The following is a 25639-nucleotide window of genomic DNA, read 5'->3' as shown; positions in this document are numbered from 1 at the left end:
GACGGTCATTGTCATTTCTGGTTGTTGTCGCTCAGGCGGGCACTCACCACGCGCAGGCGCAACGACAGTTTGCGGGCCAGCAGCGCAATCAGGCTGGCGGCGAGCTGGGGGTCCTTGGTCATCATGTCGTCCATGGCTTCGGCGCTCAGCACGGCGATCTCGCAGTCGGTGAGCGTGGTGCAGGCCGAAAAGCGGATACCGCTGTCCAGCAGCGACATTTCGCCCAGGATGTCACCGGGCCGGGTCTCGGCCAGGCGCAGGTGCTCGCCCCAGGGCTGTACGCGGTCCACGGCAATGGTGCCGGTGAGCAGCACCACCATGAAGTTGCCGTACTCGTCCTGGCGGATCACGTCGCGGTTGGAGGGGATGGCGGCAAACTCGAAAAAGCGCTCCATGCGCTCCACGGCGTCCTTGTCCAGGTGAGCCATGTACTTGTCCTTGGCCCACAGCCCCTGCAGCAGCTTGCCGCCGCGGCTCGTGGGCAGGCGCTTGGCCCCCACCTCCACGGCGCGGGCCTCCCAGGGCACCAGCATGGAGTCGTCCACCCCCTGGCCGGCAAAGGCCGTGGAGAACAGCACGGAATCGGTGTTGTCCTCCGCCGGCTTGTTGCCGATCGACTTCATGCGCAGAAGGCCGAGAATGCCTTTCATAGTGTGCTCCGTAGTGCGGCGCACTGCGCCGCCGTGTCGTCTGTCAATGTGGGGAAATGGCAGCCTTTGCTGGCCTGCGAATGCCCCATTGTGCTGCGGGTTCTCGCGCAGCGCATGAAACCGGCGCGGCACGGGCCAACGGCCGCCGCGCAAGGGCCGCCCCGCCGCGCTGGCGGCGTCCCCTTTGAAGGGGAAGGCGCGAAGCGACTCAGGGGGGGGCTCATGGTCACCCGGGGAAGTTTTCCGGAATCTTGGCCTTGCCGCGGGCTTCTGCGGGGCTGATGATGTTGCGGCGCACCATGTCGGTGAGGTTCTGGTCCAGTGTCTGCATGCCCACGCTGTTGCTGGTCTGGATGGTGGAGTACATCTGCGCCACCTTGGCCTCGCGGATCAGGTTGCGGATGGCGCTGGTGCCCAGCATGATCTCGTGCGCGGCCACCCGGCCCGAGCCGTCCTTGGTCTTGCACAGCGTCTGCGAGATCACGGCCTGCAGCGATTCGGAGAGCATCGCGCGGACCATTTCCTTTTCTTCGGCGGGGAACACGTCGATGATCCGGTCGATGGTCTTGGCGGCGCTGGAGGTGTGCAGCGTGCCAAAGACCAGGTGGCCCGTTTCGGCGGCCGTCATGGCCAGGCGGATGGTTTCCAGGTCGCGCATTTCACCCACCAGGATGGCGTCCGGATCTTCGCGCAGCGCGGATTTCAGCGCGGCGGCGAAGGACAGCGTCATCGGGCCGACTTCGCGCTGGTTGATCAGGCACTTCTTGGATTCGTGCACGAACTCGATCGGGTCTTCCACCGTCAGGATGTGGCCGTACTCGGTTTCGTTGAGGTAGTTGACCATGGCGGCCAGCGTGGTGGACTTGCCCGAGCCCGTGGGGCCGGTCACCAGCACCAGGCCGCGCGGCTTCAGGGCCAGGTCGCCGAAGATCTTGGGGGCATTGAGCTGCTCCAGCGTCAGGATCTTGCTCGGAATCGTCCGGAACACGGCCGCTGCGCCCCGGTTCTGGTTGAAGGCGTTGACGCGAAAACGGGCCAGGCCCTCGATTTCGAACGAGAAGTCGACTTCCAGGAACTCCTCGTAGGTTTTTCGCTGGGAGTCGCTCATGATGTCGTACACCATGCCGTGGACCGTCTTGTGGTCCAGTGCGTCGACGTTGATCCGCCGAACGTCCCCGTGGACCCGGATCATGGGCGGCAGGCCTGCGGAAAGGTGCAGGTCGGAAGCCTTGTTCTTGACGCTGAACGCCAGCAGCTGGGTAATGTCCACGGGATCCCCTCTATCGTTTGGTACGCTTGCCAATCATTATGACCACGATTGATAACAACCTCCAACAGGTTATGCGACGTATCGCACAGGCGTGCGCTGCTGCCGGGCGCGATCCGGCCGAGGTGTCGCTGCTGGCGGTTTCCAAGACCTTCGGTGCCGACGCGGTGGCCGAGGCCGTGGCCGCAGGCCAGCGGGCCTTTGGCGAAAACTACATCCAGGAGGGGGTGGAGAAGGTGGCAGCCCTGCGCCAGCTGTCGCCCGCCAGCCTGCAGTGGCACTGCATCGGCCCCATCCAGAGCAACAAGACGCGCCTGGTGGCCGAACATTTCGACTGGGTGCACACGGTGGATCGCCTGAAGATCGCCGAGCGCCTGTCGGCCCAGCGCCCCGAGCATCTGGCCCCGCTGCAAGTGTGCATCCAGGTCAACGTGGACGGGGGCGACACCAAGTCCGGCGTCCCCCCCGAGGAGGCGCTCGCTTTGGCCCAGGCTGTGGCGAAACTGCCACGGCTCGTGGTGCGGGGGCTCATGAGCATCCCTGACCATGCCCCCGATTTCGAGGTGCAAAAGGAACTCCACCTGCGCGCGCAGCGCCTTTTTGGGCAGATCAAGGCCAGCGGCGAACCGGGCCTGGCGGACTTTGACACCCTGTCGATGGGCATGACGGCCGATCTGGAGGCTGCTATCCATGCGGGCGCCACCCTGGTGCGGGTGGGGACCGGCATCTTCGGCGGGCGGACGTATCCCGCCGCCTGAACCCCAGGGTCAGTTCCCGGTGAAGATGGCCACGCAGTCCAGCGCGGCCTTGATGTCGGCGTCGCTCACATTCAGGTGGGACACCCAGCGCAGGCGGGTCTGGCCGGCGTAGAGGCCACTGGTCACGCGCACGCCGTGCTGGGCCAGCCAGGCGGTGAAGGCGGGGGCCACCTCCGTGTGCAGGTCGGTGAACAGAATGTTGGTCTGCCAGGGGTGCACGGTGACTTTGCCGCGCAGCACCGGGTGGCTGCGGTTGGCCTCGGCCAGGCCTTCGGCCAATTGGGCCAGCCGGGCGTGGTCGTCGGCCATGCGGCGCACATGGTGCTCCAGCGCATAGCGGCCGGCCGCGGCCAGCACGCCAGCCTGGCGCATGCCGCCGCCCAGAATCTTGCGCGTGCGCCGCGCCTGGCGGATGAAATCGTGTGATCCAAGCACCAGCGAGCCGATGGGCGCGCCCAGGCCCTTGCTCAGGCACAGCGAGGCCGAATCGAAGTGGCTGCACAGGGCGCGGGCCTCGTCGTACACATCAGTGCCGGCCTTCGCCGCATTGGCCGTGGCGGCGTTGAACATGCGTGCGCCGTCCAGGTGCATGGCCAGACCGCGCTGGCGTACCAGCGCGGCCACCTCGGCGACGTAGGCCGGCGGCAGCACCTGGCCGCCCGTGGTGTTTTCCAGCACCACCAGGCGGGTGCGCGCGAAGTGCGGGTCGTCGGGCTTGATGGCGGCGGCGATGTCGGCCAGGCGCAAGGTGCCGTCGCTCTGGGTCTCCACGGGCTGGGGCTGGATGGAGCCCAGCACCGCCATGCCCCCGGCCTCCCAGCGGTAGGTGTGCCAGCTCTGGCCGACGATGGCTTCGTCGCCACGCTGGCAGTGGCCCCACAGGGCGATCAGGTTGGTCTGCGTGCCCGAAGGCGCGAACAGAGCGGCCTCGAAGCCCAGCAACTGCGCCGCGTATTCCTGCAGCGCGTTCACGGAAGGATCGTCGCCAAACACGTCGTCGCCCAGCGGGGCATCGAACATGGCCGCCCGCATGGCGGGCGTGGGCTGGGTGACGGTGTCGCTGCGAAAGTCGGGCATGGGGCGTCTCGGAGGCTGTGGAAATGCAAGGCATGGTAGCGGGCACCGATGGCGGGTGGGGCCTTGGGGGTTAATGCGCATGGGCCGTTGTCCCCTGCGTACCACCTGCAGCGCGCAGCGCGCGCCAGAATGCCGGGCCACTTGCCAGACCGGAAAGCACCCATGTCGCCAGCCCATTCGCCGATGTTCCACAAAGTCCTGGTCGCCAACCGCGGCGAGATCGCCCTGCGCACGGTGCGCGCACTGCAGGACCTGTCCATCGCCAGCGTGGCCGTGTACGCCGACGACGATGCCCAGGCGCCCCACGTGCGTGCGGCCGATGCGGCGGTGGCCCTTGGGGCCACGGGCCCGGCGGCCTACCTGGATGGCGCGAACCTGATCGCCATCGCGCGCGCCCAGGGCTGCGATGCCGTGCACCCGGGCTATGGCTTCCTGAGCGAGCGCGCCGACTTCGCGCGCGCCTGCGGGCAGGCCGGTCTGCGCTTCATCGGCCCCACGCCCGAACAACTGGCACTGTTCGGCGACAAGGCCCGGGCGCGCGCAATGGCACTGCGCTGCGGCGTGCCGCTGATGCCGGGCACGCAGGCCGCCGTCACGCTGGAGGAGGCCTTGCAGTTCTGGCAGGCGCAGGGCGGCGCGGGCATCGTGATCAAGGCCATCGGCGGTGGCGGCGGGCGCGGCATGCGCGCCGTGCAGTCGGCTGAAGAGTTGCCGACTGCCTATGCGCGCTGCCGCAGCGAGGCGCTGGCTGCCTTCGGCGTCGATGGTGTCTACGTCGAGCGGCTGATGGCCGGGGCGCGCCATATCGAGGTGCAGGTGCTGGGCGACGGGCGGGAGGTGATGTCCCTGGGAGAGCGCGAGTGCACGCTGCAGCGGCGCTTCCAGAAGCTGGTGGAGGTGGCGCCCAGCCCCTCGCTGCCTGCACCGCAGCGCGAACGCATCGTGGCGGCAGCGCTTTCCATGGCGAGTGAGGTGTTCTACGAGGGTCTGGGCACCTTCGAGTTCCTGGTGGACCTGTCTTCCGCAACACTGCCCTTTGTCTTCATCGAGGCCAACCCGCGCCTGCAGGTGGAGCACACCATCACCGAAGAGGTCACAGGCGTGGACCTGGTGCAGACCCAGATCGCGCTGGCTGCGGGCCAAAGCCTGCGCGATCTGGGGCTCGACCCCGATGCGCCGCCTGCGGTGCAGGGCTTTGCCATGCAGTGGCGCATCAACGCCGAAACCCTGGACGCGCAGGGCGGCGCCGTGCCGGGCGGCGGCCCCCTCACGCGCTTCCACCTGCCGGCCGGCCCCGGTATCCGCGTGGACACGCATGGCGTGGCGGGTGCAGCCCCCTCGCCGCACTACGACACACTGCTGGCCAAGCTCATCGTGCACACGCGCAGCCTGCGGTTCGGCGATGTGCTGCGGCGCTCGCAGCGTGCGCTGGCCGAATGCCGCATCGGTGGCGTGGCGACCAACCTGGCGCTGCTGCGCGCGCTGGCCGCGCGGCCTGAGATGGAAAGCCAGCAGGTGCACACGCGCTGGCTGGAGACGGTGCTGCCCGAGCTGCTGGTGGCGGCGGGCCACCTGGGGGATGAACCCCTGTCTGCGGTTGCAGGTCAGGAGGCCGTGCAGCCCGCATCCGCGCCCGAAGGCGCGGTGCTGGCGCCCATGCCCGCCCGCCTGGTACAACTGTCGGTGGCCGAGGGCGACGTGGTGGCCCCCGGGGCTGAGCTGGCCGTGCTCGAAGCGATGAAGATGGAGCATGTGCTGCTGGCGCCGCGTGCGGGCCGGGTGCGCGCACTGCTCGCCGTGCCAGGCGGCTACCTGGTGCAAGGCCAGCCGCTGCTGGTGCTGGATGCCATGGACAGCGCTGACCGCATGAAGGAAGACCCCGCTGCGGCGCAGGGCGCCGACCACATCCGCTCCGACCTGCAGCGCGTGCTCGACCGCCATGCCTTCACGCTCGACGCCGCGCGCCCCGAGGCCATGGCCAGGCGCCACGCCCAGGGCGGGCGCAGCGCGCGCGAGAACATTGCCGACCTGTGCGACGAAGGCAGTTTCATCGAATACGGCGCGCTGGCCATCGCTGCGCAGACGCGCCGGCGCAGCCTGGAAGACCTTATCGCCAACACCCCGGCCGATGGCATGGTAACGGGCATCGGCGGCATCAACAGCGCCGATTTCGGGCCCGAGAAATCGCGTGCGGTCGTCCTGTCCTACGACGCCACGGTGCTGGCCGGCACGCAGGGCGCGCGCAACCATGCCAAGACCGACCGCATGCTGGGCATTGCCCTGGCGCAGAAGCTGCCCGTGGTGCTGTTCGCCGAAGGCGGGGGCGGGCGGCCCGGCGATACCGACATGCCGGTGGTGGCCGGCCTGCACGTGCACACCTTTGCAAGCTATGCCGCGCTGTCGGGCCAGGTGCCCGTGGTGGGCATCGCAGCGGGGCGCTGCTTTGCGGGCAATGCGGCGTTGCTGGGCTGCAGCGACGTGATCATTGCCATGCGCGGCAGCAACATCGGCATGGGCGGCCCCGCCATGATCGAGGGCGGGGGGCTCGGTGTCTTCAAGCCCGAGCAGATCGGCCCGAGCCGCGTGCAGCACGCCAATGGCGTGATCGACGTGCTGGTCGAGGACGAGGCTGCAGCGGTGCAGGCGGCCCGGCACTACCTGTCGTTCTTCCAGGGCCGGGTGGCGCAGTGGACGGCACCCGACCAGCGCCTGCTGCGCGCCGTGGTGCCCGAGAACCGGCTGCGCGTGTACGACACGCGCGTCGCCATGATGGGCCTGGTGGACGAAGGCAGCCTGCTGATGCTGCGCACCGGCTTCGGCGCCGGCATCCACACCGCGCTGGCGCGCATCGAGGGGCGCCCTGTGGGCCTGCTGGCCAGCAACCCGCTGCACCTGGGGGGCGCCATCGATGCCGATGCCGCCGACAAGGGCGCGCGCTTCATGCAGCTGTGCAACGCCCACGGCCTGCCGCTGGTCAGCCTGGTGGACACGCCCGGCTTCATGGTTGGCCCCGAGGTGGAGGCCACGGCCCAGGTGCGCCACGTGAGCCGCCTGTTCGTCACCGCCGCGAGCCTGCGCGTGCCCTGCTTCAGCGTGGTGCTGCGCAAGGGCTACGGCCTGGGCGCCATGGGGATGACGGCCGGGGGCTTTCATGCCCCGGTGTTCACCGTGGCCTGGCCCACGGGCGAGTTCGGCGCCATGGGGCTCGAAGGCGCCGTGCGCCTGGGCTTTCGCAAGGAGCTCGAGGCCGTGCCCGAGGGGGCGGAGCGTGACGCCTTGTTCCAGAAACTGGTGGCGCGCCAGTATGCCAACGGAGAAGCGATGCACATGGCGGCCACGCTGGAGATCGACGCGGTGATCGACCCCGCCGGGACCCGCGCCTGGCTGGCGCGGGGGCTGGCATCGACGCATGTGGCGCCCATGGGGCATCGCTTTGTCGATACCTGGTAGCCACTCCGGTGTGAAGGGGCCATGCTAAGCTGGCCGGCTGATTGAGGCGCTCGCGGCCGAATGGTCGCGCGTTGCCCTGCGCCCCATCCAACGGAGACTTTCCCATGCCCGGTTTGCTGCCCGATATCGACCCCGATGGCCTGCTCGAATTCTCGGTGGTCTACACCGACCGCGCGCTCAACCACATGTCCAAGCGCTTCACCGGCGTGATGCAGGACATCCTGGCCACGCTCAAGCAGGTCTACAACGCCCACACGGCTGTGCTGGTGCCCGGCAGCGGCACCTTCGGCATGGAGGCCGTGGCGCGCCAGTTCGCCAACAACGAAAAAGTGCTCATCGTGCGCAACGGCTGGTTCAGCTACCGCTGGAGCCAGATCTTCGACGCCGCCGGCGGCCTGGGCGGCGGTGCCGTGGTCTGCAAGGCGCGCAAGCAGGGCGATGGCCCGCAGGCGCCCTGGGCGCCGTGCCCGGCCGACGAGGTGGCGGCCGCCATCCGCGCCGAGCGGCCCAAGGTAGTGTTCGCACCGCATGTGGAGACGGCCAGCGGCATCATCCTGCCCGACGATTACCTGCGCACGCTGACAGCGGCCGCGCACGAGGTCGGCGCGCTCTTCGTGCTCGACTGCGTGGCATCGGGCGCGATGTGGGTGGACATGCAGGCCACCGGCGTGGACGTGCTGATCTCTGCCCCGCAAAAGGGCTGGAGCGGCTCGCCCTGCTGCGCCATGGTGATGCTCAGCGAGCGTGCGCGCCAGGCCATCGAGGGCACCACCAGCAGCAGCTTCTCGTGCGACCTCAAGAAGTGGATGCAGATCGCCGAGGGCTACGAAAAGGGCCAGCACGCCTACCACACGACCATGCCCACCGATGCCCTGGTGCGCCTGCGCGAGGTGATGCTGGAGACGCGCGAGTACGGCTTCGACAAGGTGCGCGACGAGCAGATCGAGCTCGGCGTCAAGGTGCGTGAGCTGCTCGAATCCAAAGGCTTCCCGAGCGTGGCGGCCGAGGGCTTCAAGGCCCCGGGGGTGGTGGTGAGCTACACCACCGACCCCGGCATCCAGAACGGCAAGAAGTTCATGGAAGTGGGCCTGCAGACCGCCGCCGGCGTGCCGCTGCAGTGCGACGAAGGTCCGGACTTCAAGACCTTCCGCATCGGCCTGTTCGGCCTGGAAAAATGGCACAACGTGGAGCGCACGGTGGGCCACCTGTCCACGGCGCTGGGCCAGATCGCGGCAGCCGCCTGAGCTTCCTCCTGCCCTTGGGGCCGGCACGATGACATCCCGCACCGAGCCGGACGCCGCCCGCGCGGCGCTGCGCACGGCCAAGCGCCAGGCGCTGGCCCTGCTGTTGCTGGCCACGGCGGTGTTCATCGGCACCAGCCTGGTGGAGCGGGGCCTGGCGCTCAATGGCTTGAAGGCCGTGGCCGAGGCGGCCATGGTGGGCGCGCTGGCCGACTGGTTTGCGGTGGTGGCGCTGTTTCGCCACCCCATGGGCCTGCCCATCCCGCACACGGCCATCATCGCGCGCAACAAGGACCGCATCGGACGCAACCTGGCCGGTTTCGTTCGCGACAAGTTTCTCGATCCGCCGTCGCTGGTGGCGCTGATCCGCCGCCACGACCCGGTCGCGCGCCTGGCCGAATGGCTGGTGGCGCCGGGCCATGCCGCGCTGCTGGGACAGCAGGCGGTGCGCCTGCTGTCGGCCGGGCTCGACGCCGTGCAGGATGCCCAGGTGGAGCGCTTCATCCAGCGCGCCGCGCGCACGCTGATCGGGCAGATCGACCTGTCGCAGACCATGGCCACGGTGCTGGGCGCGCTCACGCACAACGGCCGCCACCAGGCGCTGCTCGACGACGCGCTGGCCCGGCTCATCACCCTGCTGCAGAACGAGGAGACGCGCCACCTGATCGCGCACACTATCGTGCAGTGGCTCAAGAAGGACCACCCGGTCAAGGAAAAGGTGCTGCCCACCGACTGGCTGGGCGACAAGGGATCGGCCATGGTCGCCAATGCCCTGGCCGGCCTTCTGGGCGAGGTGGCGGCGAACCCGCAGCACCAGCTGCGCGCCCAGTTCGACGAGGCCGTGCAGCGCCTGGTGGAGCGCCTGCAGACCGACCCCGACTGGCAGCGCCGGGGCGAGGAGATCCGCACCTACCTACAGACCGACGCCACGCTGGGCCGCTACGCGCAGGAGCTGTGGCAGGGCATGCGCGCGGCGCTGCAGCGCGACCTGGACAATCCCGACTCTGCGGTGGCACGCAACGTGCAGGCCATGGGCGGCTGGCTGGGGCAATCGCTGGCAGGCGACCTGGCGCTGCGCGAGTCGCTCAACGCGCGGCTCGAGCGCTGGGTGCAGGGCCTGGCGCCCGATGTGTCGGCCTTCATCGCCCAGCATATTGAGGACACGGTGCAGCGCTGGGATGCGCGGGAGATGTCGGACCTCATCGAGCTGCAGGTCGGCAGGGACCTGCAGTACATCCGCATCAATGGCACGGTGGTGGGCGGGCTCATCGGCTTGGTGCTGTTCTGCCTCTCGCACGCCGGTGAGATCTGGCGGGTCGTGATCCGCTAGGAACTGCGGAGTTGCGGGGGCTGCGCATATCAGAGCTTCTTTCCATTCCATGCCCACACCACGCGGCCCAGCACAGAAATCTGTTGGCCGCCATCCAGTGAGCCGATGGTCTTTACTGTGGGATTGTCACTGCTCACGTCGAACCCACCATCAAAGCGGCCAGAAACGCGCTTGATGAAAAGCCGTTGACTCGTGGACAACACATACACCCCGTCGGCCTGTGACGGGTCGCGCATGCCTGTATCTACCAGCAGCACGTCGCCATCCGAAAACGTAGGTTGCATGCTGTCGCCATAGGCGTGAATGAAGCGCAGGGCCGAGGCGTTCGTCGGCTGGATGCGGCGGGTCACCCACTCAGGCGAAAGCGCGATGGAGCCGACATGAACGTCTTCATGCTGCACATCGTTTCCTCGGCCCATGCTGCCGGCGTTGGCCAGCAGGGGGACATGAATCGCAGGCCCACCCGGCAGGGGTGCCGGCGACATGCCCTGCGCCACCACGGAGGCTGGGTCTGGGAAGGGGGCGCCTGTACCGGAAATGATCCACACCGCTGACACCCCGAGCTTCTTTTCGGCGCTCATGGCCCCTGGCTTGGAGACCCCGCGTCTTCCCCAATTTGTGACAACCTGATCAGACTCGTTCAAGGCTTTGGCCAGGGCAGCAGGTCCGTGCACGCCCGCTTTTTGTGCTGCATCGAGAAGGCGCACCAGGCTGTCGTGTTTGTATGGCTCGTTCATGCCCTGAATTCTCGAACGATTAAACAAAATGTTGCTACACATTTCGTTTGATTGTTTAGTAAACATTGTGTTTAATAGGGGCCATGAACGATGCCGAACTCATCAAGCGCCACAATGATCTGCCTTCCGGGGAAGGCTTGACCAGTTTTCCTCGGTACGGGGTTACTAAACACATTGAGATATGCATCGGACAGGACATTCCATCTGTTGCCAAGGGAAAACATCCTGAACCGTTCCTGAACCCTGCGCTGCGAAAGCGGCTTCCCGTCGCCGATGCTACGCACCTTGTGCGCGCCGCCGACCCCGCCACCAGCGTGGACGCCGCCGAGAGCGCCCAGCTGTTCAAAGCCAGCCACGCTGAGCGCATCGTGGCCGCGCTGGAGCAGCATGGTCCCAAGACTGCGCACGAGCTGACGGTTCGCACGCGCCTGACCGTGGTGCAGATCGATCGTCGGCTGCCCGAACTCTCCAAGGCGAAGCGCGCCCGCGTGGTGCAGGTGGACGGCCGGGACCTGACCCGCGAGGGCTTCCGCGTGTGGGAGGTCGTCGCATGCGAGTGCTGAACGATTTCGAGTTCCTGCGCCCGCGCGGGCCCGACCGGGACATCCCGGTTCGGCTTCTGCGCCGCACCAGCAGGAGCGCCGGCCGGTGCGAGTCCTGGACCGCAACGGCCGCTAGGTCGTAGGGCTGGGCCCGCGCACGCAAGGCGCCTTCCACATCGAAACACCGCAGCAGTCGGCCGCATCGCGCGCCAAGGCGCTGCGAATCAGCAAAACAGGGGGAGTTGATGAACGCGAGCATTTCCAAACCCACGCCCGAGGCACTGCAGCGGCAGGCCCGTGAGGCGGCAGGGCGGTGCATTGCGCTGGCCGAGACCCATCACCACGAGCACTGTGGCCTGCTATGGCTCCGGTTCGGTGCGGGCTATTGCGCTACCTCCCGCGCTGGCCAGGCCCTGGAGGCCGCCGCCTGTGTCTGAAGCAATGCGCTGGTTCCGGTGGCACCACGGCACCGTGACCGACCCGAAATTTCCCTTGGTAGCGCGCCGAGCGGGTGCGTCTTTGCCGGACGTGCTGGCTGTGTGGGCCCACGTCCTGGAACAGGCGAGCGAGTCCGACGAACGCGGCGCGTTCGGCTCCATCGACACCGAGGCCATCGACTGCCTGTTCAACTTCCCTGCGGACGAAACGCGCACGGCCAGCATCCTGACCGCCATGGAGCAGCGGGGCTTGATCGAGGGCGGCCGTGTCGTGCGCTGGGAGAAGCGCCAGCCGAAACGGGAACGCGCGGACGACAGCAGTACTGCGCGTGTGCAGGCGTTTCGTGATCGGCAACGCCAAGCAACGGGGGGCAGTGGCAAGGCAACGCCAACCACGAAGGATGAAGCGCCAGGAACCGCCGTGGAGCAACAGGTAACGCCAGGGAACACCCAGAGAAGAGGAGAGGAGAGAAGAGGAGATGCATCACCTGACGGTGATGGAAAACCTGCTGCATCGGTGGACAAGGGGCGTTACCCCGAAGAGTTCGAAGCCGCTTGGCAGCTGTACCCCTCCCGCCCCGGCAACTCGAAGGCCGACGCGCACAAGGCGTGGGCAACCCGCGTGAAGGCAGGGGTCCAACCAGCCGTACTTGCCGATGGGGTTCGGCGCTATGCCGCGTTCTGCGAGGCCAACGGCACCGAACCCCAGTTCATCAAGCAGGCCGCCACATTCTTCGGGCCTGGCGAGCATTTCTCGAACGACTGGAAGGCGCCTGCGACTCGCACGCCTGCCGCCAAGCCATCGGCCCATACAGGCTTGGCAGATCGCAACTATTCCCAAGGGGTGTTTGATGATGGAACGTTCGTCTGAGTCGCAGCCTGTGCAGCGTGTGCTGCCGGCAACTGGTCGTGAGAGCCTGGGCGAGGTGGTCGCGACCTGTGCCCAGCATGGCCAGTACCTGAGCACTGGCGTGCGCTATGCCATCGGCCGCCTGCGGCGGGAGGTGTGGACGCCGTGCCCCGAATGCGAGGAGCACAAGGCTGCCCGGGAGCGCCAGGCTGCAGCTGAAGCATCGGCCGCGGTCGCGCGCACCAAGCTGGAGGCGCTGCTGCACGATGCCGCGATACCGAGGCGTTTCATTGGACGCACGCTGGAGACCTACCAGGCCGAGACCGCCGAGCAGAAACGCGCCCTGTCCATAGCGCAGGACTTCGCGGACAACTTCGACCAGAAGGCGCGCCGGGGCGATTCGCTGATCCTGCTGGGCCCGCCGGGCACTGGCAAAAGCCACTTGGCCGCCGGCATCCTGCAGGCCATCCTGCCCGAGCATGTGGGCCTGTACACCACCTGCGCGGGGGTGATCCGCACGGTGCGCGCGAGCTGGCGGCCCCATGCCGAGAAATCTGAGGGCCAGGTGCTGGCAGCGCTGTCGAGCGTGCCTCTGCTGGTGATCGATGAAATCGGGGTGCAGTACGGCACCGAGAGCGAGCAGAACATCCTGTTCGATCTGATGGACCGCCGCTACCGGGACATGGTGCCCACCATCCTGCTGGCGAACCTGAAGCTGAAGCGGGACGACCCTGCGGAGCCCCCGGGCCTGCGCGAGGTGCTGGGCGAGCGCGTCTATGACCGGCTCACCGAAACCGCCCGCATCGTGACGTTTGCCGGCCAGAGCTACCGCGCCCGCGCGCGCCAGGAGGCGGCCCATGGATGAGCGCCTGCCACCTCCGACCATGCACGAACCGGGTAGCCCATGACTACAGCAAAGACCATCGCCCATCCAGTCAAGGCCGTGCCAGCGCGTGCCTCCCTGCCCGCCCTCGCAGCGCCCGCGCCCGATCTGGTGGACCGCATGTTCGACTACCTGTCAGCCGAGTTCCCTCAGATCGCCGGTGAACAGCTCAGCGCAGCGAAGTCCGCTGTGCGCGCTGAGTTCTGCGGCGAAGAGGTCTACATTCCCGCGCGTGGCGCCGTGGAGCGGCAGCGCCAGGTGGCCCAGGTCTTGTCCTTGTTCAACGGACGCAACGCCACGGACGTGGCTCGCCAGATCGGCATCTCCAGGTCGTCGGTGTACCGCTTCATCAAGCAAAGCCGGCTGGAGAGAAATAGAAGCGAGTAATAGCCGAAGTCGGTGGCGCGTTGCAGCTGGCATTCGCCATGCGCGTCCCGCATCTTGGCGGGCGCGGCGAGGCCGAACGCGGGAGTCTGGACACCTCCTCGCCGCACACAAGTCATCTCAGTTTTCCGAGATTTGAGACAGGCAAATGGGCATCCTTCAGGACATGCACCCAGCCCACAACCCTGTCACCGCAAGGCTCCGCGACGAATCGTACTCAGGCTGCGCGCTCGAGGGAACAGCGCCAGAGTGCACTGCCGCCTTCAGCGCCAACAGCTCGCTTTGCGCTCCAGAGCACTGTCCCATCGGGATCAACCGCTGCAGCGGCACCGCTTCGGACCCCTCGGCATCGGATGACGGCAACGGGTTTGTTTTCCCCCACTACTACATCTGACCATGCTGGCCCTGGAACCCACGATCAAGGAACGACTGGAAGCCCTGCCCGCGCTGTCGGGTTGGGTGGTGAGCGGCATCACCGTGCCCGAAGGCCCCGGCGCCGACCGGCAGCTGACCCTGCGCGTGGGCACCGTGCAAGTGGGTGATGCGAAGGCCATGGCCACTTCGGTCTCGCCCTCGTGGGAAATGCGCTTGAGCGTGCCCCGCAGCGCCGCCGCTGCCCTCGAGCTGGACGCGGCGTTCGCCGCCATCCTGGCCAGCTTTCATGGCTGGTTTCCTGGGGATGTCACCGGCCGCATCTGGGAGCGAATGGCTCTCGGCGCGGTAGGCGAAATCTCCCAGTCCCTGGGCGAGGGCCGTGCCGGCATCTCGCTGTCTTTTGCCACGTCCGCCAAGTTCGACGGCGTGGACGAGTGATCCCTTCAACCGACCTTACTGAGGAGCCCTGAAATGTCTTTGACCCATGAGAAGAACGAATATGCGATTCCGCGCGGCCGCGTGTACTTCGACCCGTTCGACGCCAACCAACTGCCCACCGGCGAGATCTACCTGGGCAACTGCCCTGGCTTCACCCTGCAGGTGGAGACCGAAAAGGCCGAGCACTACAGCTCGGAGGAAGGCCTGCGCGAGAAGGACGAAGCCCTGGTGGTGCAAGTGAACCGCACCGGCAATGTGACCTGCGACAACTTCAGTGCCGACAACCTGGCGCTGTTCCTGTCGGGCGCCAAGTCCACGACCAACCAGGCTGCAGCCACCATCGCTGGCGAGGCCCACAGCGTGGGCGGCGGGCTGTACTACCAGTTGGGCGAGACCAACGACAACCCATCGGGCGCACGTGACGTGACCGACATCGTGGTCACGAGCGCCGACGGCGCCACCACCTACGATGTGGGCGACGACTACAACGTCGATCCCGCCCTGGGCCGCGTGCAGATCGTCAAGGGCGGTGCCATTGACATCGCCGCCGCTGCCGCGCCCTCCAAGCGCGTGGGCGTCAGCATTGGCTACAAGACCACGGCCCGGGCCTGGACCCGCGTCACCACGGGCTCGAAGACCGAGCTGTCGGGCCGCATGCGCGTGGTGGCCTCCAATGCCAGCGGCACGAACCGCGACTGGTTCATGCCCAAGGTGACCCTGACCCCCAGCGGCGAAATCCCCGTGATCGCCGAGGGCACCGAGTTCGTGCAGATGCAGTTCGGCCTGGAAGTGCTCAAGGCCGCCAACACGCAGGCGGTCTACGTGGACGGCCGCGGCGCATCCATCCCCTGATCCGTTCTCCAACCGCACGGCGCTTCGGCGCCCTGCGGCTTGCCATGGCGCTGCCTGCGCGGCACCAATGCAAGCCGTAGCCAAACCTGAGCACACAACACATGGCCCCCAAAGTCATCCAGATACTGATTCAAGCGCGAGACATGGCGTCCGGCGTGTTCGCGAAACTGAGCACGGCGGCAGCGGGCGTGGCCGCGGAGCTCAGCACCGCAGCTACAGGCGTGGCCACGCGCCTGGGCCCGGTGGTCACAGGTTTGGCCACTCGTCTGGGCACGGTGGTCGCAGGCGTGGCGACGCGTCTGGGCACTGTGCTTGCGGCCTTGGCCCCGGTCGCTGCCAATGTGTTCGCGGGCCTGAGCAAGTCGGCTGGAGGCGTGACCGCGACGCTGGGCAGCGCGGCCGCAGGCGTGGCCACGCGTCTGGGCACGGTGGCCAAAGGTGTGGCTTCGGCCGCTGCCGGTTTATTCAGTGAAGATGGCTTCGGAAGCGTGATCAAGGGCGCTGCGAACCTCGAGCAGGCCATGAGCAAGGTGCAGGCCGCCACGGGCGCCAGCTCTGAGGAGATGGCCCGGTTCAAGACGGCCGCGGAAGAGGCTTCGGCAGGCTCGAGCTTCTCCAGCGTCGAGGCTTTGGGGGCGCTGCAGAATCTGGCGAAGGCGGGTCTGAGCGCCACCGATGCCATCGGCGCACTGCCTGCCGTCGTGAGCTTGGCAGGCGCCGGAAATACCGATCTGGCCACATCATCCGAGCTGTTGACCAAGGTGATCGGCGGGATGGGGGGCAAGTTCTCGGATGCTGCCCACTACGCCGATGTGCTGGCGCTGGCCGCCCAGGCCACTGACTCCAATGTGGTCGGGTTGGGCGAGGCGCTGAGCGAAGCCGCCCCCGTTGCGCAAAAGATGGGGCTGAAGCTGGAGCCCACGGTCGCCATGCTGGGCAAGCTGGCCGACGCCGGCCTCGACGCGGGCCGCTCGGGCACGGCCTTGAAAACCATCCTCACCCAGTTCTCCGACCCGGCCAGCAATTTCCGCAGCGAGCTTGCGAACGCGGGCATTACCACCACCGATTTCGAGAAGGCCCTGCACCAGTTGGCGGCTGCGGGCCCCGCAGGGTCGAAGGCGATCAAGTCGGTGGGGGAGGAGGCCGGCCCTGCGCTGCGCGAGCTGATCGGCCAGGGTACGGGTGCGCTGGATGAACTCACCGGCCGGCTGCAAAACTCCGAAGGCAGCGCCGCTGCCATGGCCGAGGCCATGCGCAACAACCTCAATGGGGCGTTGGGCTCGCTTGGCTCGGCCTGGCAGTTGGTGAAGGACACCCTGGGCACGCCGGTGCTGCCGGTGCTCAAGCAGGGGGTGGAGCAGCTGACGGCCGTCTTGAGGGCAGCTGTGGCTGATGGGGCCGTGGGCCGGTTCGGAGAGGCCGTTGCTGCAGCTTTCTCCGCTGGACTGAAATACATCCGCGAGTTCATTGCCAATGTGGACATGGACGCAGTCACTGAGCGCATGACTGCCTTCGCAGAGAGTGCAAAGGCTGCATTCGTAACGCTGGGTGAGTACGCTACTGACGCCGGCAACACCGTAAAGCTGGTATGGGGCGTGATGTCGGCTGGCGCTTTCAGCACCATGGGTGTGATTTACAAAGTTGGTGAGGCGGTTGCGGGAGTGGTCTCCAACTACCAGTCCCTCCGTGCCTTCCTGTTTGAACTCGGCTCCAAGCTCCCCTTAGGCCCTCTATCGAAGCATTTCGCTTCGAGTGCGGCGGAAATCCGTGAGTCTGCCGGAGCTACCTGGGCCGTATCTGAGGCGCTGGCAAAAAAATCCGAAGAATCCTTTGCGGCGGCCACCGAGGGAGCACAGCTTGCGCAGCGAGGGTGGGCAGGGCTGACAACCACCGTTGAAAGCGCGGTTCCTGTTACCAATGCAGCTACCCAGGCTGAGGCGGCCCTCAACAAGGAACAGCAGGCAGGTGCCGAGGCGGCTGCAAAGGCCGGTGCAGCCTATCAGAAGAAGATGAATGACGAGCAGCTGGCAAAGCAGGCTGCGCAGGAGCATCGCGCGGCCATTGCGGCGCTGCGGGCGGAGTATGAGACGGCCGTCGCCAACGGGGACTGGCAGGCCGCTGCCGTCGCCCAGGAAAAGATGGCGGCCGCGCTTCGCCAAACCAAGACGGAAGCTGGGGTCACCGGCGAAGCGCTCAAGGAGGCATTCAAGACGCTTGGCGTCACCAGCACTGCCGAACTGAAGAAAACGGCAGACGAGTCGAAGGCCGCCTACGAAACCATCAAAAGCTCCGGCACCAGCACGGCCGCGGACCTCTCTGCCGGGTTCCGCAAGGCCGCTGCGGATGCCATCGCCGCCAACAATGGCGTTGCTCCATCGTGGGTGGCGGCCGAGGCCAGTGCGCGCGGCTACCGCCTTGAAGTGGACGCTTCTGGCAAGTCGCATCTGGAGCTGATCAACAAGGCAGGCTCGGGGCTCACCAACCTGGCGGGTGGCTGGCAGATGAGCAAGGAGGCGCTCGAGGCGCACCAGGAGGCCATGGACAAGGTGTTGATGAAGTACACCTTGTCCGCCGAATACACCGAGCGCCAGATCAAGCTGCTGGAGCGCGAGGCCGCCGCCGCGGAGAAGGCCGCCGAGGCCTACCGCAAGAAGTGGAAGATGGACAAGGAGGGCTACTCCCTCAATACGGCCGGCGAACGTGTGATGGCCGGCGAGTCCGACAAAGACGTGTCGAACGATGTGGCGAACCTCTACGGTGAGCAGAACCGCGACAACAAGGAGGCCCGCCGTGCCCGGCAACTGCGCGCGCTCGCCCGCCTGCGCAGCAAGGGCAACGGCCTGGTCACCCAGATCGACCTGAGCGCCGACGAGCGCCGCGAGCTGCAGGAGTTGGAGCAAAAACTGCTCAACACCGCCCCGGAAAAGCCCGAGGACACGGTCGACAAGACCGGCGCCGGCATTCCCAAGACCAGCGGCAGGGACGGCAAGGACGGCAAAGACAGCAAGGATGGTGAGGGCCGCAGTACGCGTCCGCGGGAGCGGGGCATTTCCCCGGGCCTGGGCACCACCGTGGTGTTCAACCTGCCGTCCGGGGCCAAGAGCGTGAAAACGACGCCCGACGGGGCCACCGCGCTCAAGAGCGTCCTCGAAGAACTCACCAACGGAAAGGGAACCTCGCGATGAACTCCGCATTTCACACGTTGGGCACGTTGCCCATCCCCTGCGGGATGGTCTGGATCGATGAGCACGACTGGGCGCCCGTGCAAAAGGAAATGGAGTACAGCCTCACGGGCGCGCTGCTGGTCGATGCGGCCGTGCGCCAGGCGGGCCGGCCCATCACCCTGCAGGCCGTCGAGGACGCCGGGTGGATCGCGCGCGGCATGCTGCACGACCTGCGTGAGCTGGCATCCGTGCCCGATGCGACCTACCCATTCACGCACGCGGACGGCCGCGAGTTCACCGTGATGTTCGCCCCGGGCGGCGAGCCCCTTCAGGCCGTGCCCGTGGCACGCCCCGAACTGCCGCCCGACTCCTATCCCTACATCGCCACCGTGCGATTGATCGAGGTTTGACCCTATGACCATACTTGCCGGCGACATCAAGCTGCTCGCATCCCGTGTGATGACCGATGACCCCGAGGGCGGGGGCGGGCCTACAGGCACCGCCATCCCCGATGGCGGCAGCAATGGCATCTGGAACGACGTGTCCGAGCTGGACCGCGCCAATGGCGACGTGTCGGTCCGCCAGCTGCACTTGGCCGTGCGCACCAACAACACCGACACCTACCTGGGCGCACAGGTCATCGTGTCCAAGCCGCCCAACGACGCGAACGTCTGCATCACCCTGGCCAAGTGCGCGCCTTTCGCGCGCCGGACCGAGATCGCCAATTCCATCGAAAGCTACCTGATCCAGTCCTCGGAGTGGTCGGGTTACCTGCTGGAGAACCACGTCGCCGGGCAGAACAGCATCCAGGTCTTCCAGCGGCCTGGTAGCGTCACGCCGGCCATCGGTCGCACTCTGGTGTTGGTCTACAACGAAGACCAGCCGACCGAGCGCCGCCAGTACATCCGCATCAACCGCGTGGAGGTGCAAACGCGGACCTTCAGCTATTCGGTGGGTAACGGGTATGTGGACTACACCGCCGATGTGGTGGTGTGCGAGCTGAGCGACGATCTGCGCTTCAACTTCCCCGGCTCACCGCCGGATCGCAGTTTCGTGCGGCTGGCGAATCGCACCGTGCTGCGCGACACCACCGTGGCCGACGCCGCCACCTACTACGGCGCCACCACGCTGACCGCAGTTGCCGACCTGGGCGCGGCCTCCATCAAGGTGGCCAGCGTCTACACCCAGCTCGTGCCCAGCGCGCGTACCGAGACGGTGGCGCTCGACCTGCGCCCTGCGGCCGTGCGCAACATGGTCTTGGCCGAGACTCCGCGCCGTGTGGAAGTGGGTGCCGCACCGCACACGCGCCGCATCAAGATTGGTCAGGAGAATCGCCGCCGGGCGTACACCGACCTGCTGCTCCCGTTGCCCGCGCCTGGCACGGTGGTGATCAGCTACATGGCCCTGGGCAACTGGTACACCGTGGTCGATGACGGGATGGGGGCGTTCACGGGCCCGGGCGCTGGTCAGATCGTCTACACCACCGGCAGCCTGGCCATCACGCTGCAGGAGATGCCCGACGTGGGCAGCAGCGTGATTGTCCAATGGGGTGAAAAGGTCGGCTACATGAACCGGGCCGGCGGTGCTACGTTCCGCAAACCCGAGTTCGACTTGGTGCTGGAGCACGACGAAGTGAAGCCGGGCACCCTGGTGGTGACCTGGCAGTCCGGCGGCGTCACCAAGACTGCCAACGACAACGGCACCGGAGGGCTCACGGGCGATGCCACGGGCCAGATTCTGTATGCGACCGGGCGCCTGCGCATACGGCCCGCTGCCATGCCCGACCCGGGCGGCGAGTTCCAGATGGCATTCGAGTACTCCGAGACCGAGGTGGAGACCTTCAGCGGCCTCAATCCCGACAGCTCGGGCTTCGTCAACATGACGCTGGCCAAGGTGCCTACGCCGGGGACCATGGTCGTGCTCTGGCTCACCACGCGCACGGTATCAGCGACCGAGGGAAGCAACTCCGGCACCAACTTGCAGAAGGAGCCCGGCCTGGCCTATTCGGGTGGCGTGGCCATGCCCTCCGAGGTGGTCACCACGACCGCGAACGCCCCCGCATCGGTGGCGCCCGGCTCCACCACGAATGTGGCCTACGGGTGGCTGAAGACCCAAATGCCCGGCGGCAACGCCCTCCGCAGCGATGTTTGAGACACCCACGCAATGACCTACACCACCACCCAACAGACGTTCGGTACGAGCGGCGCCAAGAACACTTACAACGTGGCCCGGACCTCTGCGTCCAAGACGCAGGACCTGATCGCGCATGAACTGCACGACAACGGCGCCGGCACCTTCGGCCCGTACCACGGCGTGTGCAACTACACCGCCAAGACCTTGTCGGTCCGCGTGACCTCGCAGGACTCGCGCACCCAAAGCTACAACAGCGACTTCGAGAATGCGGAGATCTTCGCCAACCTGGGCAACGGCCAGGGTGGCGGGGGCAGCGACAGTGCGAAAGGCGGGGTCTACACCACCTCGGCTGTGAGCGAGGAAATGCTGGCCGGCGGCAATGTGTACGTGATCTACAGCACGGGCTTCACCGATACGAACGGGCATGTCCAGAACTTCGCGCCGCCGCTGCTCACCATCGACCTTTGCCCGCTCTCGGCCGATTATGTGGTGCCGGGCAGCGTGCAATTCACCTGGATGGGCCACGTCTACCGCGATTTCGAGGGCACCATCTACCGCGGCCGTACCGAGACGAATTCTGGCATCGCCTCGGGCACCATGGACTATTCCCAGGGGCTGGCCCAAATGACCGACTGGGTGGTCAACGGCAGCCCGGACGCCTTCACGCTGGACAGCCTGTGGACCCGCCGCGCGCCTTGGAAGACGGCCACGCTGATGGGGCGCACCCAGGCCGCGCCACTGGCCCCGGGCGGCTTCGTGCTGCTGCTCACCGACACACAGGGCAACTCCCTGACGGCCACGGCCGACCCCGACGGGCTGCTGGCGGGCACCCACCTGAAGGGGCGCCTGGACTACCAGACTGGCGTTTATGAAATCCAGTTCGGCGACTTCGTGCCCGACAGCTCGCTCACGCCGGCGCAAAAGCTGGAGTGGTGGTACGACCCTGCCGACGTGGGTGCGGTGCAGGCGGACAAGATCTGGCGGCCGTGGCCCGTGGACCCGACCACGCTGCGCTACAACAGCGTGGCCTACTACTACCTGCCCATCGACGCCGACATCCTGGGGCTCGACCCCGTGCGCCTGCCGCAGGATGGCCGCGTGCCCATGATCCGCCGCGGCGGCCACCTGGTGATCGGGCACTCGGGCAAGGTCGGGCCCGCGGCCGTGGGCAATGGGCAGACCATCGATACCGGCCGCGAGCGCCTCTCACGCGTGCGCATCACGGGCGCCGACGGGGTGGTGATCCAGACCGGCTACACGGCCGACCTCGACGCCGGCACGGTGACCATCGCCAACACCACCGGTTGGGCCCAGCCCGTCACCATCGAGCACCGCATCGAGCAGCTGATCCGCGTGGGCGATGTGCAGATAGACGGCACCCTGGCGCTGGTGGGCCAGCTCGCGCACGACTTCCCTGTCGGCTCCGTCGTGTCATCAGCCCTTGTGGCCGGCGACCTCAAGGCCCGCGTGCTGCCGCACTGGGACCAGGTGAGCTGGAACCAGCAGTGGACCGACTCTATCGTCGGCAATGCGGCGCTGGCCAGCTACAACGGGGCCATCACCGTGACCAACGCGGGCGCCATCACGCAGCGCTGGGTGGCCCTGATGCGCTCGAACACGACCTTCGAGTTCATCGGCGAATACACCGGGTCGCAGGGCATCCACAGCATCAATGTGGACTTCGCCCCCATCAACCCCGATACGGGCGTGCCGTACCTGTTCCTGCCCGCCATCGGCTGGGGCGAGGGCTGGATTCCGGGCAATGCCTTGTTCATCACCACGGTGGGCGCCATGGCCTCGATAGCGGCCATCCGCACCGTGCAGATGGGGCCACCCGCCGGCACCAACTACGAGACCGAAATCCTTGGGCGCGGCGGCGTGGATCGCCCGCCAAGCGCCTGAAGCGCAGCGCCACACACCACCCATTTATAGGACCAGCACACCATGGCTTCTCTCGTCAGCACCTCTACCAAGTACTTCCTCGACACCATGGCCGGGGCGCCCGTCCTGAACAACGCTTCAGGTAGCCTGATTGCTCTGTTGGAAGCAGTGCTCAAAACCGGCTTTGGCATCAAGGCGATGACATCCATGACGATTGCTGGCGGGGTGGCCACGATCAATTTCACTGCCCCCGCCAGCGCCGCACTGCCGAAGTCCGTGATAGCCATCAGCGGTATCACCGGGACCTATGCGGCCCTGAACGGTGAGCAGCGCGTGGAGACCGTGAGCACCACCTCGGTAACCTTCTTGACGGACATGCCCGATGGCATGGCCACCCTGTCCAGTGCCTCGTTCAGGATGGCCCCCCTTGGCTGGGAGGAGCCATTCACTGCCGCAGGAAAGGCCGTGTTTCGGCCTCTGGACCCCATGTCCACCCGCCCCTACCTGCGCATCCTCGATTCGGCTGCAAGCCCTGCAACGACCTTCTCTGCTCGGGCCCACATGTACGAATCTATGACGGATGTGGACACCGGGACCAACATGGCGCCTCCCACCGTTCGCCTGAACGGCGGGACCTATTGGTGGAAGACCAATGTGGCCTCCGCTGCCGCGCAAGCCTGGGCCGTGGTGGGAGACAGCCGGGGTTTTTACTTCATCCCTGTTCCTCACTTCTCGGGGTCTGCAACGCTCAATGGACCAGCCCACTGGTTTGGTGACATCAAGCCATACCGTGCGGGTGACTCCTACTGCGCGGCGCTGATTGCCCCAGTCGTCGAGGTGACCAGTTCCATGCCCAACGCTGTGAGCGTAAGCTATAACTCAGCATCCTCCGGTGCAGGGAGTTTCATGCGCGGTTTCACCGGCCTGGGGGCGACCGTGTCCGCTGCATGGCGAGGTGTCGGATCTGGAACTACAGGGGCCTCAGGGGCCGACAACAACGCCCTTGGGCCGTTTCCCAATCAGTCCACCAATGGCCTGCTCCTGGCAGAGGTTGTAGTCGGACAGTCACCGCTGGAAACCTACGGGCCTCGCGGCACCTTCCCCGGCGCCGCCTTTGTGCCCCAGTCGAATACAGGCGGCGGTGTGTTTGCCCGTGGCACCTTGATTGACGGTGTGGGTTCGTTTGCCGGGTCCAAGCTGATGTGTTTCCCACAGGGCGGCACGCTGAGTTCCGCTAGCAATGACTTTGCCTTTTTTATCGACGTGACGCGCGATTGGAGGTCCTGATCCATGGTCACCACAAAATGGCGTGCTAAGGCCCTGACTCCGTACGGGACTGGGGCTGTCAGTCTGAGCCAAATCCAACTCTATGCCGGTGCCACGCGCGTGGATACAGCCGCTACCATCTCCTGCAGCCACACGCCTGCTTCCGGCGCTCTTGCGAACCTCCAGGACAGCGACACATCCACCCTGTGCACCTTCGAACGAGCCGACTGCACATCTGAGGGCTTCTGGATTCATTGGGAGCTGACATCAGCTGCCGACGTCACGGGCATTCGCGTGGGTTCTGGCGCGGCGCAGAACACGTTTCTCTCGCATCTGGACCTGCAGTTTTGGTCTGGCACGCGATGGGAGCCAATGGGGACCGTGGGCCGGTTCGCATGGCCAGGCGCAAACGCTGTCAGCACAGAGATTGTCTTCACCGCGTTGACAAACCTCACAGTCGCTCTCTTGCACATGGACGGCACCAATGGGCAAAACAGCGGCTGGGCGGATAGCAGCGTTCAGAGGGTGCTGTTCAGCAATCAATCAGGGACCTCCTACAGCACGACTGCATCCAAGTTCGGCAGCACCTCTCTGAGCATTCCGGCACTGTGGAACTATGCCTACTTTGGAGCCGCGGGTAGCCCCCTTTTTGATCTTCAGACAGAGGACTTTGGCATCGACCTGTGGGTCCGGGCAAGTTCGATCGCCCATGTCTCTAATGCCCCGTGTCTCTTCTCGTGCAATGACGGGCCGCGCGCCGGTGGCTATGGTCTCTACCTGACCAACGGCAAGCCAGAGTTTTTCGTAGAGAACGGCGTCCTCGGGAACCTGTCTTGCATGGCCACCACTACGGTGGCTTTGAACACTTGGTATCACATCGCTGTTTCCCGCGAGGGCAATGTTTTCCGCATCTTCGTCAATGGCGTGCTGGAGAACACCGTCACCCATGCGACCGCCTGCGTGGTCAGCCCCACACGGCCCTGCGTGCTCGGGTCCTACTTCTACGGTGGTGGGCAAAACGGACCTTTCACTGGCTACATCGATGAACTGCGCATCGTCAAAGGGCGGGCTCCCTGGACGGCGAGCTTTCTTCCGCCGTCCGCTGCTTACGAGTCCATGGTGGGGGCTCTTCCCCTTCCTTCCGCTCACGCAGGCATGTCCGTCTACTCCATGCCAGGGGTGGCATTGAGCTTTTCCCCAGTCGGAGTTGCCGGCTACAGGGTTAGCCCGGGGCGGGACCACTACTTCGGCGGCGATGGCGTCCTGTACGGCGCCACCGAGGTAGACGGCACCCCGGACTTCCCCAAAGTCTGCAAGGTGCGTCTGCAGCGCGAGCGCGATGGATATACCGTGTCCGAGCAGTGGAGCAAGCCCGATGGAACCTGGCGCTTCGAGCACATCAACCGGGCGGAGGTCTACTGCGTGCAGGCCTTTGACCACACGCACGACTACCGCGCCACTCTCGCCGACAACCTGACACCGGAGCAGATGGCATGACCTGGACACTCGGCACCGACCACATCGCCGCGCAGCTCGCGGCCACCATCGCCTTTGCCGATGGGGCCAGCGGCCCGTCGCGGATCCGGCTCTACACCACCGACCAGCCCGCCGCGGGCGGCGACCCAGGGGCGCCTCACATCGTGGATATCGTCCTGGCCAAGCCCTGCGCCACGCTCGCGGACGGGGTGATGACCCTGCATCCCGCGAGCGGGGGGGCGATGGTGCTGACCAGCGGCAGGCCGAAGTGGGCCCGGTGGGAGCGCAGCGACGCCAAGCTGGTGGCGGACGGCAAGACGGTGGACGCCGAGCACGAGCTCGACGGCGACCTGACGATCGTGGGCGGCACAACCGCGCCAGGCGATGACAGCCCTACGCTGCAGGCCGGCGGGCTGGTGTTGCTGGGCGCGCTGACGTTCGGGTGAGG

At 66.5% G+C, this 25639-nt stretch carries 22 protein-coding genes; 18 read left to right on the top strand and 4 right to left on the bottom strand.

Annotated features, from left to right (window positions below):
• Nucleotides 1–11: 11 nt before the first annotated feature.
• Together QYL93_RS11065 and QYL93_RS11060 are read right to left on the bottom strand one after the other, a co-directional pair.
• Nucleotides 12–650 carry a cyclic nucleotide-binding domain-containing protein gene (locus QYL93_RS11065; RefSeq protein WP_057199809.1) on the bottom strand — a complete coding sequence of 213 codons (639 nt, stop codon included), beginning with the start codon at nucleotides 648–650 and terminating at the stop codon, nucleotides 12–14.
• A 226-nt stretch (nucleotides 651–876) separates the two neighbouring features.
• A complete protein-coding gene (locus tag QYL93_RS11060; RefSeq protein ID WP_007855993.1) occupies nucleotides 877–1920 on the bottom strand; it encodes a type IV pilus twitching motility protein PilT in 1044 nt (347 codons plus the stop codon).
• A gap of 38 nt (nucleotides 1921–1958) precedes the next feature.
• Between QYL93_RS11060 and QYL93_RS11055 the strand changes: the two genes are divergently transcribed.
• Nucleotides 1959–2675 carry a YggS family pyridoxal phosphate-dependent enzyme gene (locus QYL93_RS11055; protein ID WP_305743705.1) on the top strand — a complete coding sequence of 239 codons (717 nt, stop codon included), beginning with the start codon at nucleotides 1959–1961 and terminating at the stop codon, nucleotides 2673–2675.
• Nucleotides 2676–2684: 9 nt separating this feature from the next.
• Here the strand turns inward: QYL93_RS11055 and ltaE are convergent, their stop codons facing one another.
• Complete coding sequence (gene ltaE / locus QYL93_RS11050) at nucleotides 2685–3752, bottom strand: low-specificity L-threonine aldolase (RefSeq protein ID WP_305743704.1); 1068 nt, start codon at nucleotides 3750–3752, stop codon at nucleotides 2685–2687.
• A gap of 183 nt (nucleotides 3753–3935) precedes the next feature.
• Here ltaE and QYL93_RS11045 point away from each other — a divergent pair, with 183 nt between their 5' ends.
• The 3 genes from QYL93_RS11045 to QYL93_RS11035 all read left to right on the top strand — a co-directional run bounded on the left by QYL93_RS11045 (nucleotide 3936) and on the right by QYL93_RS11035 (nucleotide 9773).
• Complete coding sequence (locus QYL93_RS11045) at nucleotides 3936–7202, top strand: carboxyl transferase domain-containing protein (protein WP_305743809.1); 3267 nt, start codon at nucleotides 3936–3938, stop codon at nucleotides 7200–7202.
• A gap of 104 nt (nucleotides 7203–7306) precedes the next feature.
• On the top strand, nucleotides 7307–8446 hold the full coding sequence (locus QYL93_RS11040; RefSeq protein ID WP_305743703.1) for an aminotransferase class V-fold PLP-dependent enzyme: 1140 nt from the start codon (nucleotides 7307–7309) through the stop codon (nucleotides 8444–8446).
• A gap of 28 nt (nucleotides 8447–8474) precedes the next feature.
• A complete protein-coding gene (locus QYL93_RS11035) occupies nucleotides 8475–9773 on the top strand; it encodes a DUF445 domain-containing protein (protein ID WP_305743702.1) in 1299 nt (432 codons plus the stop codon).
• A 29-nt stretch (nucleotides 9774–9802) separates the two neighbouring features.
• Here the strand turns inward: QYL93_RS11035 and QYL93_RS11030 are convergent, their stop codons facing one another.
• Nucleotides 9803–10510: a S24 family peptidase gene (locus QYL93_RS11030; protein WP_305743701.1), complete on the bottom strand. Its 708-nt coding sequence runs from the start codon at nucleotides 10508–10510 to the stop codon at nucleotides 9803–9805.
• An 83-nt stretch (nucleotides 10511–10593) separates the two neighbouring features.
• Between QYL93_RS11030 and QYL93_RS11025 the strand changes: the two genes are divergently transcribed.
• The 14 genes from QYL93_RS11025 to QYL93_RS10960 all read left to right on the top strand — a co-directional run bounded on the left by QYL93_RS11025 (nucleotide 10594) and on the right by QYL93_RS10960 (nucleotide 25637).
• Nucleotides 10594–11073 carry a hypothetical protein gene (locus tag QYL93_RS11025; protein ID WP_305743700.1) on the top strand — a complete coding sequence of 160 codons (480 nt, stop codon included), beginning with the start codon at nucleotides 10594–10596 and terminating at the stop codon, nucleotides 11071–11073.
• Nucleotides 11074–11297: 224 nt separating this feature from the next.
• Nucleotides 11298–11489: a hypothetical protein gene (locus tag QYL93_RS11020; protein WP_305743699.1), complete on the top strand. Its 192-nt coding sequence runs from the start codon at nucleotides 11298–11300 to the stop codon at nucleotides 11487–11489.
• Nucleotides 11490–11523: 34 nt separating this feature from the next.
• Nucleotides 11524–12360 (top strand): hypothetical protein, encoded by an 837-nt coding sequence (locus tag QYL93_RS11015; protein WP_305743698.1) that lies wholly within the window; start codon nucleotides 11524–11526, stop codon nucleotides 12358–12360.
• Nucleotides 12344–13204 (top strand): ATP-binding protein, encoded by an 861-nt coding sequence (locus tag QYL93_RS11010; protein WP_305743697.1) that lies wholly within the window; start codon nucleotides 12344–12346, stop codon nucleotides 13202–13204. The genes QYL93_RS11015 and QYL93_RS11010 overlap by 17 nt, the downstream gene beginning before the upstream one ends.
• Nucleotides 13205–13243: 39 nt before the next feature.
• Nucleotides 13244–13609 carry a Mor transcription activator family protein gene (locus QYL93_RS11005; RefSeq protein ID WP_305743696.1) on the top strand — a complete coding sequence of 122 codons (366 nt, stop codon included), beginning with the start codon at nucleotides 13244–13246 and terminating at the stop codon, nucleotides 13607–13609.
• Between the two features lie 393 nt (nucleotides 13610–14002).
• A complete protein-coding gene (locus tag QYL93_RS11000) occupies nucleotides 14003–14419 on the top strand; it encodes a hypothetical protein (protein WP_305743695.1) in 417 nt (138 codons plus the stop codon).
• Nucleotides 14420–14452: 33 nt separating this feature from the next.
• On the top strand, nucleotides 14453–15271 hold the full coding sequence (locus QYL93_RS10995; RefSeq protein ID WP_305743694.1) for a hypothetical protein: 819 nt from the start codon (nucleotides 14453–14455) through the stop codon (nucleotides 15269–15271).
• Nucleotides 15272–15372: 101 nt separating this feature from the next.
• Nucleotides 15373–18456 (top strand): phage tail tape measure protein, encoded by a 3084-nt coding sequence (locus tag QYL93_RS10990; RefSeq protein ID WP_305743693.1) that lies wholly within the window; start codon nucleotides 15373–15375, stop codon nucleotides 18454–18456.
• Nucleotides 18453–18845, top strand: a complete 393-nt coding sequence (locus QYL93_RS10985) for a hypothetical protein (protein ID WP_305743692.1) — start codon at nucleotides 18453–18455, stop codon at nucleotides 18843–18845. The genes QYL93_RS10990 and QYL93_RS10985 overlap by 4 nt, the downstream gene beginning before the upstream one ends.
• A gap of 4 nt (nucleotides 18846–18849) precedes the next feature.
• Nucleotides 18850–20586 (top strand): hypothetical protein, encoded by a 1737-nt coding sequence (locus QYL93_RS10980; RefSeq protein WP_305743691.1) that lies wholly within the window; start codon nucleotides 18850–18852, stop codon nucleotides 20584–20586.
• Nucleotides 20587–20598: 12 nt separating this feature from the next.
• On the top strand, nucleotides 20599–22470 hold the full coding sequence (locus QYL93_RS10975) for a hypothetical protein (protein WP_305743690.1): 1872 nt from the start codon (nucleotides 20599–20601) through the stop codon (nucleotides 22468–22470).
• 42 nt (nucleotides 22471–22512) lie between these two features.
• The gene (locus tag QYL93_RS10970; protein ID WP_305743689.1) at nucleotides 22513–23736 is read left to right on the top strand and encodes a hypothetical protein; all 1224 of its coding nucleotides are present in this window, start codon (nucleotides 22513–22515) and stop codon (nucleotides 23734–23736) included.
• Between the two features lie 3 nt (nucleotides 23737–23739).
• Nucleotides 23740–25212 carry a LamG domain-containing protein gene (locus QYL93_RS10965; protein WP_305743688.1) on the top strand — a complete coding sequence of 491 codons (1473 nt, stop codon included), beginning with the start codon at nucleotides 23740–23742 and terminating at the stop codon, nucleotides 25210–25212.
• Nucleotides 25209–25637 (top strand): hypothetical protein, encoded by a 429-nt coding sequence (locus tag QYL93_RS10960; RefSeq protein ID WP_305743687.1) that lies wholly within the window; start codon nucleotides 25209–25211, stop codon nucleotides 25635–25637. The genes QYL93_RS10965 and QYL93_RS10960 overlap by 4 nt, the downstream gene beginning before the upstream one ends.
• The last annotated feature ends 2 nt before the right edge of the window (nucleotides 25638–25639 follow it).

It is taken from the genome of Acidovorax sp. A1169 (assembly GCF_030704685.1).
In the GTDB taxonomy this organism is placed as follows: Bacteria; Pseudomonadota; Gammaproteobacteria; order Burkholderiales; family Burkholderiaceae_C; genus Acidovorax.
Note: the sequence above shows the minus strand (reverse complement) of the source record. Positions and strands in the feature narration are given on the sequence as shown.

Coding starts and splice junctions, on each gene's coding strand:
- QYL93_RS10975 (WP_305743690.1), top strand. CDS start 20,599: ATGACCTACACCACCACCCAACAGACGTTCGGTACGAGCGGCGCCAAG.
- QYL93_RS11000 (WP_305743695.1), top strand. CDS start 14,003: ATGCTGGCCCTGGAACCCACGATCAAGGAACGACTGGAAGCCCTGCCC.
- QYL93_RS10985 (WP_305743692.1), top strand. CDS start 18,453: ATGAACTCCGCATTTCACACGTTGGGCACGTTGCCCATCCCCTGCGGG.
- QYL93_RS11020 (WP_305743699.1), top strand. CDS start 11,298: ATGAACGCGAGCATTTCCAAACCCACGCCCGAGGCACTGCAGCGGCAG.
- QYL93_RS11045 (WP_305743809.1), top strand. CDS start 3,936: ATGTTCCACAAAGTCCTGGTCGCCAACCGCGGCGAGATCGCCCTGCGC.
- QYL93_RS10980 (WP_305743691.1), top strand. CDS start 18,850: ATGACCATACTTGCCGGCGACATCAAGCTGCTCGCATCCCGTGTGATG.
- QYL93_RS11040 (WP_305743703.1), top strand. CDS start 7,307: ATGCCCGGTTTGCTGCCCGATATCGACCCCGATGGCCTGCTCGAATTC.
- QYL93_RS10995 (WP_305743694.1), top strand. CDS start 14,453: ATGTCTTTGACCCATGAGAAGAACGAATATGCGATTCCGCGCGGCCGC.
- QYL93_RS11030 (WP_305743701.1), bottom strand. CDS start 10,510: ATGAACGAGCCATACAAACACGACAGCCTGGTGCGCCTTCTCGATGCA.
- QYL93_RS11010 (WP_305743697.1), top strand. CDS start 12,344: ATGGAACGTTCGTCTGAGTCGCAGCCTGTGCAGCGTGTGCTGCCGGCA.
- QYL93_RS11025 (WP_305743700.1), top strand. CDS start 10,594: ATGAACGATGCCGAACTCATCAAGCGCCACAATGATCTGCCTTCCGGG.
- QYL93_RS11065 (WP_057199809.1), bottom strand. CDS start 650: ATGAAAGGCATTCTCGGCCTTCTGCGCATGAAGTCGATCGGCAACAAG.
- QYL93_RS10965 (WP_305743688.1), top strand. CDS start 23,740: ATGGTCACCACAAAATGGCGTGCTAAGGCCCTGACTCCGTACGGGACT.
- QYL93_RS10960 (WP_305743687.1), top strand. CDS start 25,209: ATGACCTGGACACTCGGCACCGACCACATCGCCGCGCAGCTCGCGGCC.
- QYL93_RS11055 (WP_305743705.1), top strand. CDS start 1,959: ATGACCACGATTGATAACAACCTCCAACAGGTTATGCGACGTATCGCA.
- QYL93_RS11035 (WP_305743702.1), top strand. CDS start 8,475: ATGACATCCCGCACCGAGCCGGACGCCGCCCGCGCGGCGCTGCGCACG.
- QYL93_RS10970 (WP_305743689.1), top strand. CDS start 22,513: ATGGCTTCTCTCGTCAGCACCTCTACCAAGTACTTCCTCGACACCATG.
- ltaE (WP_305743704.1), bottom strand. CDS start 3,752: ATGCCCGACTTTCGCAGCGACACCGTCACCCAGCCCACGCCCGCCATG.
- QYL93_RS11005 (WP_305743696.1), top strand. CDS start 13,244: ATGACTACAGCAAAGACCATCGCCCATCCAGTCAAGGCCGTGCCAGCG.
- QYL93_RS10990 (WP_305743693.1), top strand. CDS start 15,373: ATGGCCCCCAAAGTCATCCAGATACTGATTCAAGCGCGAGACATGGCG.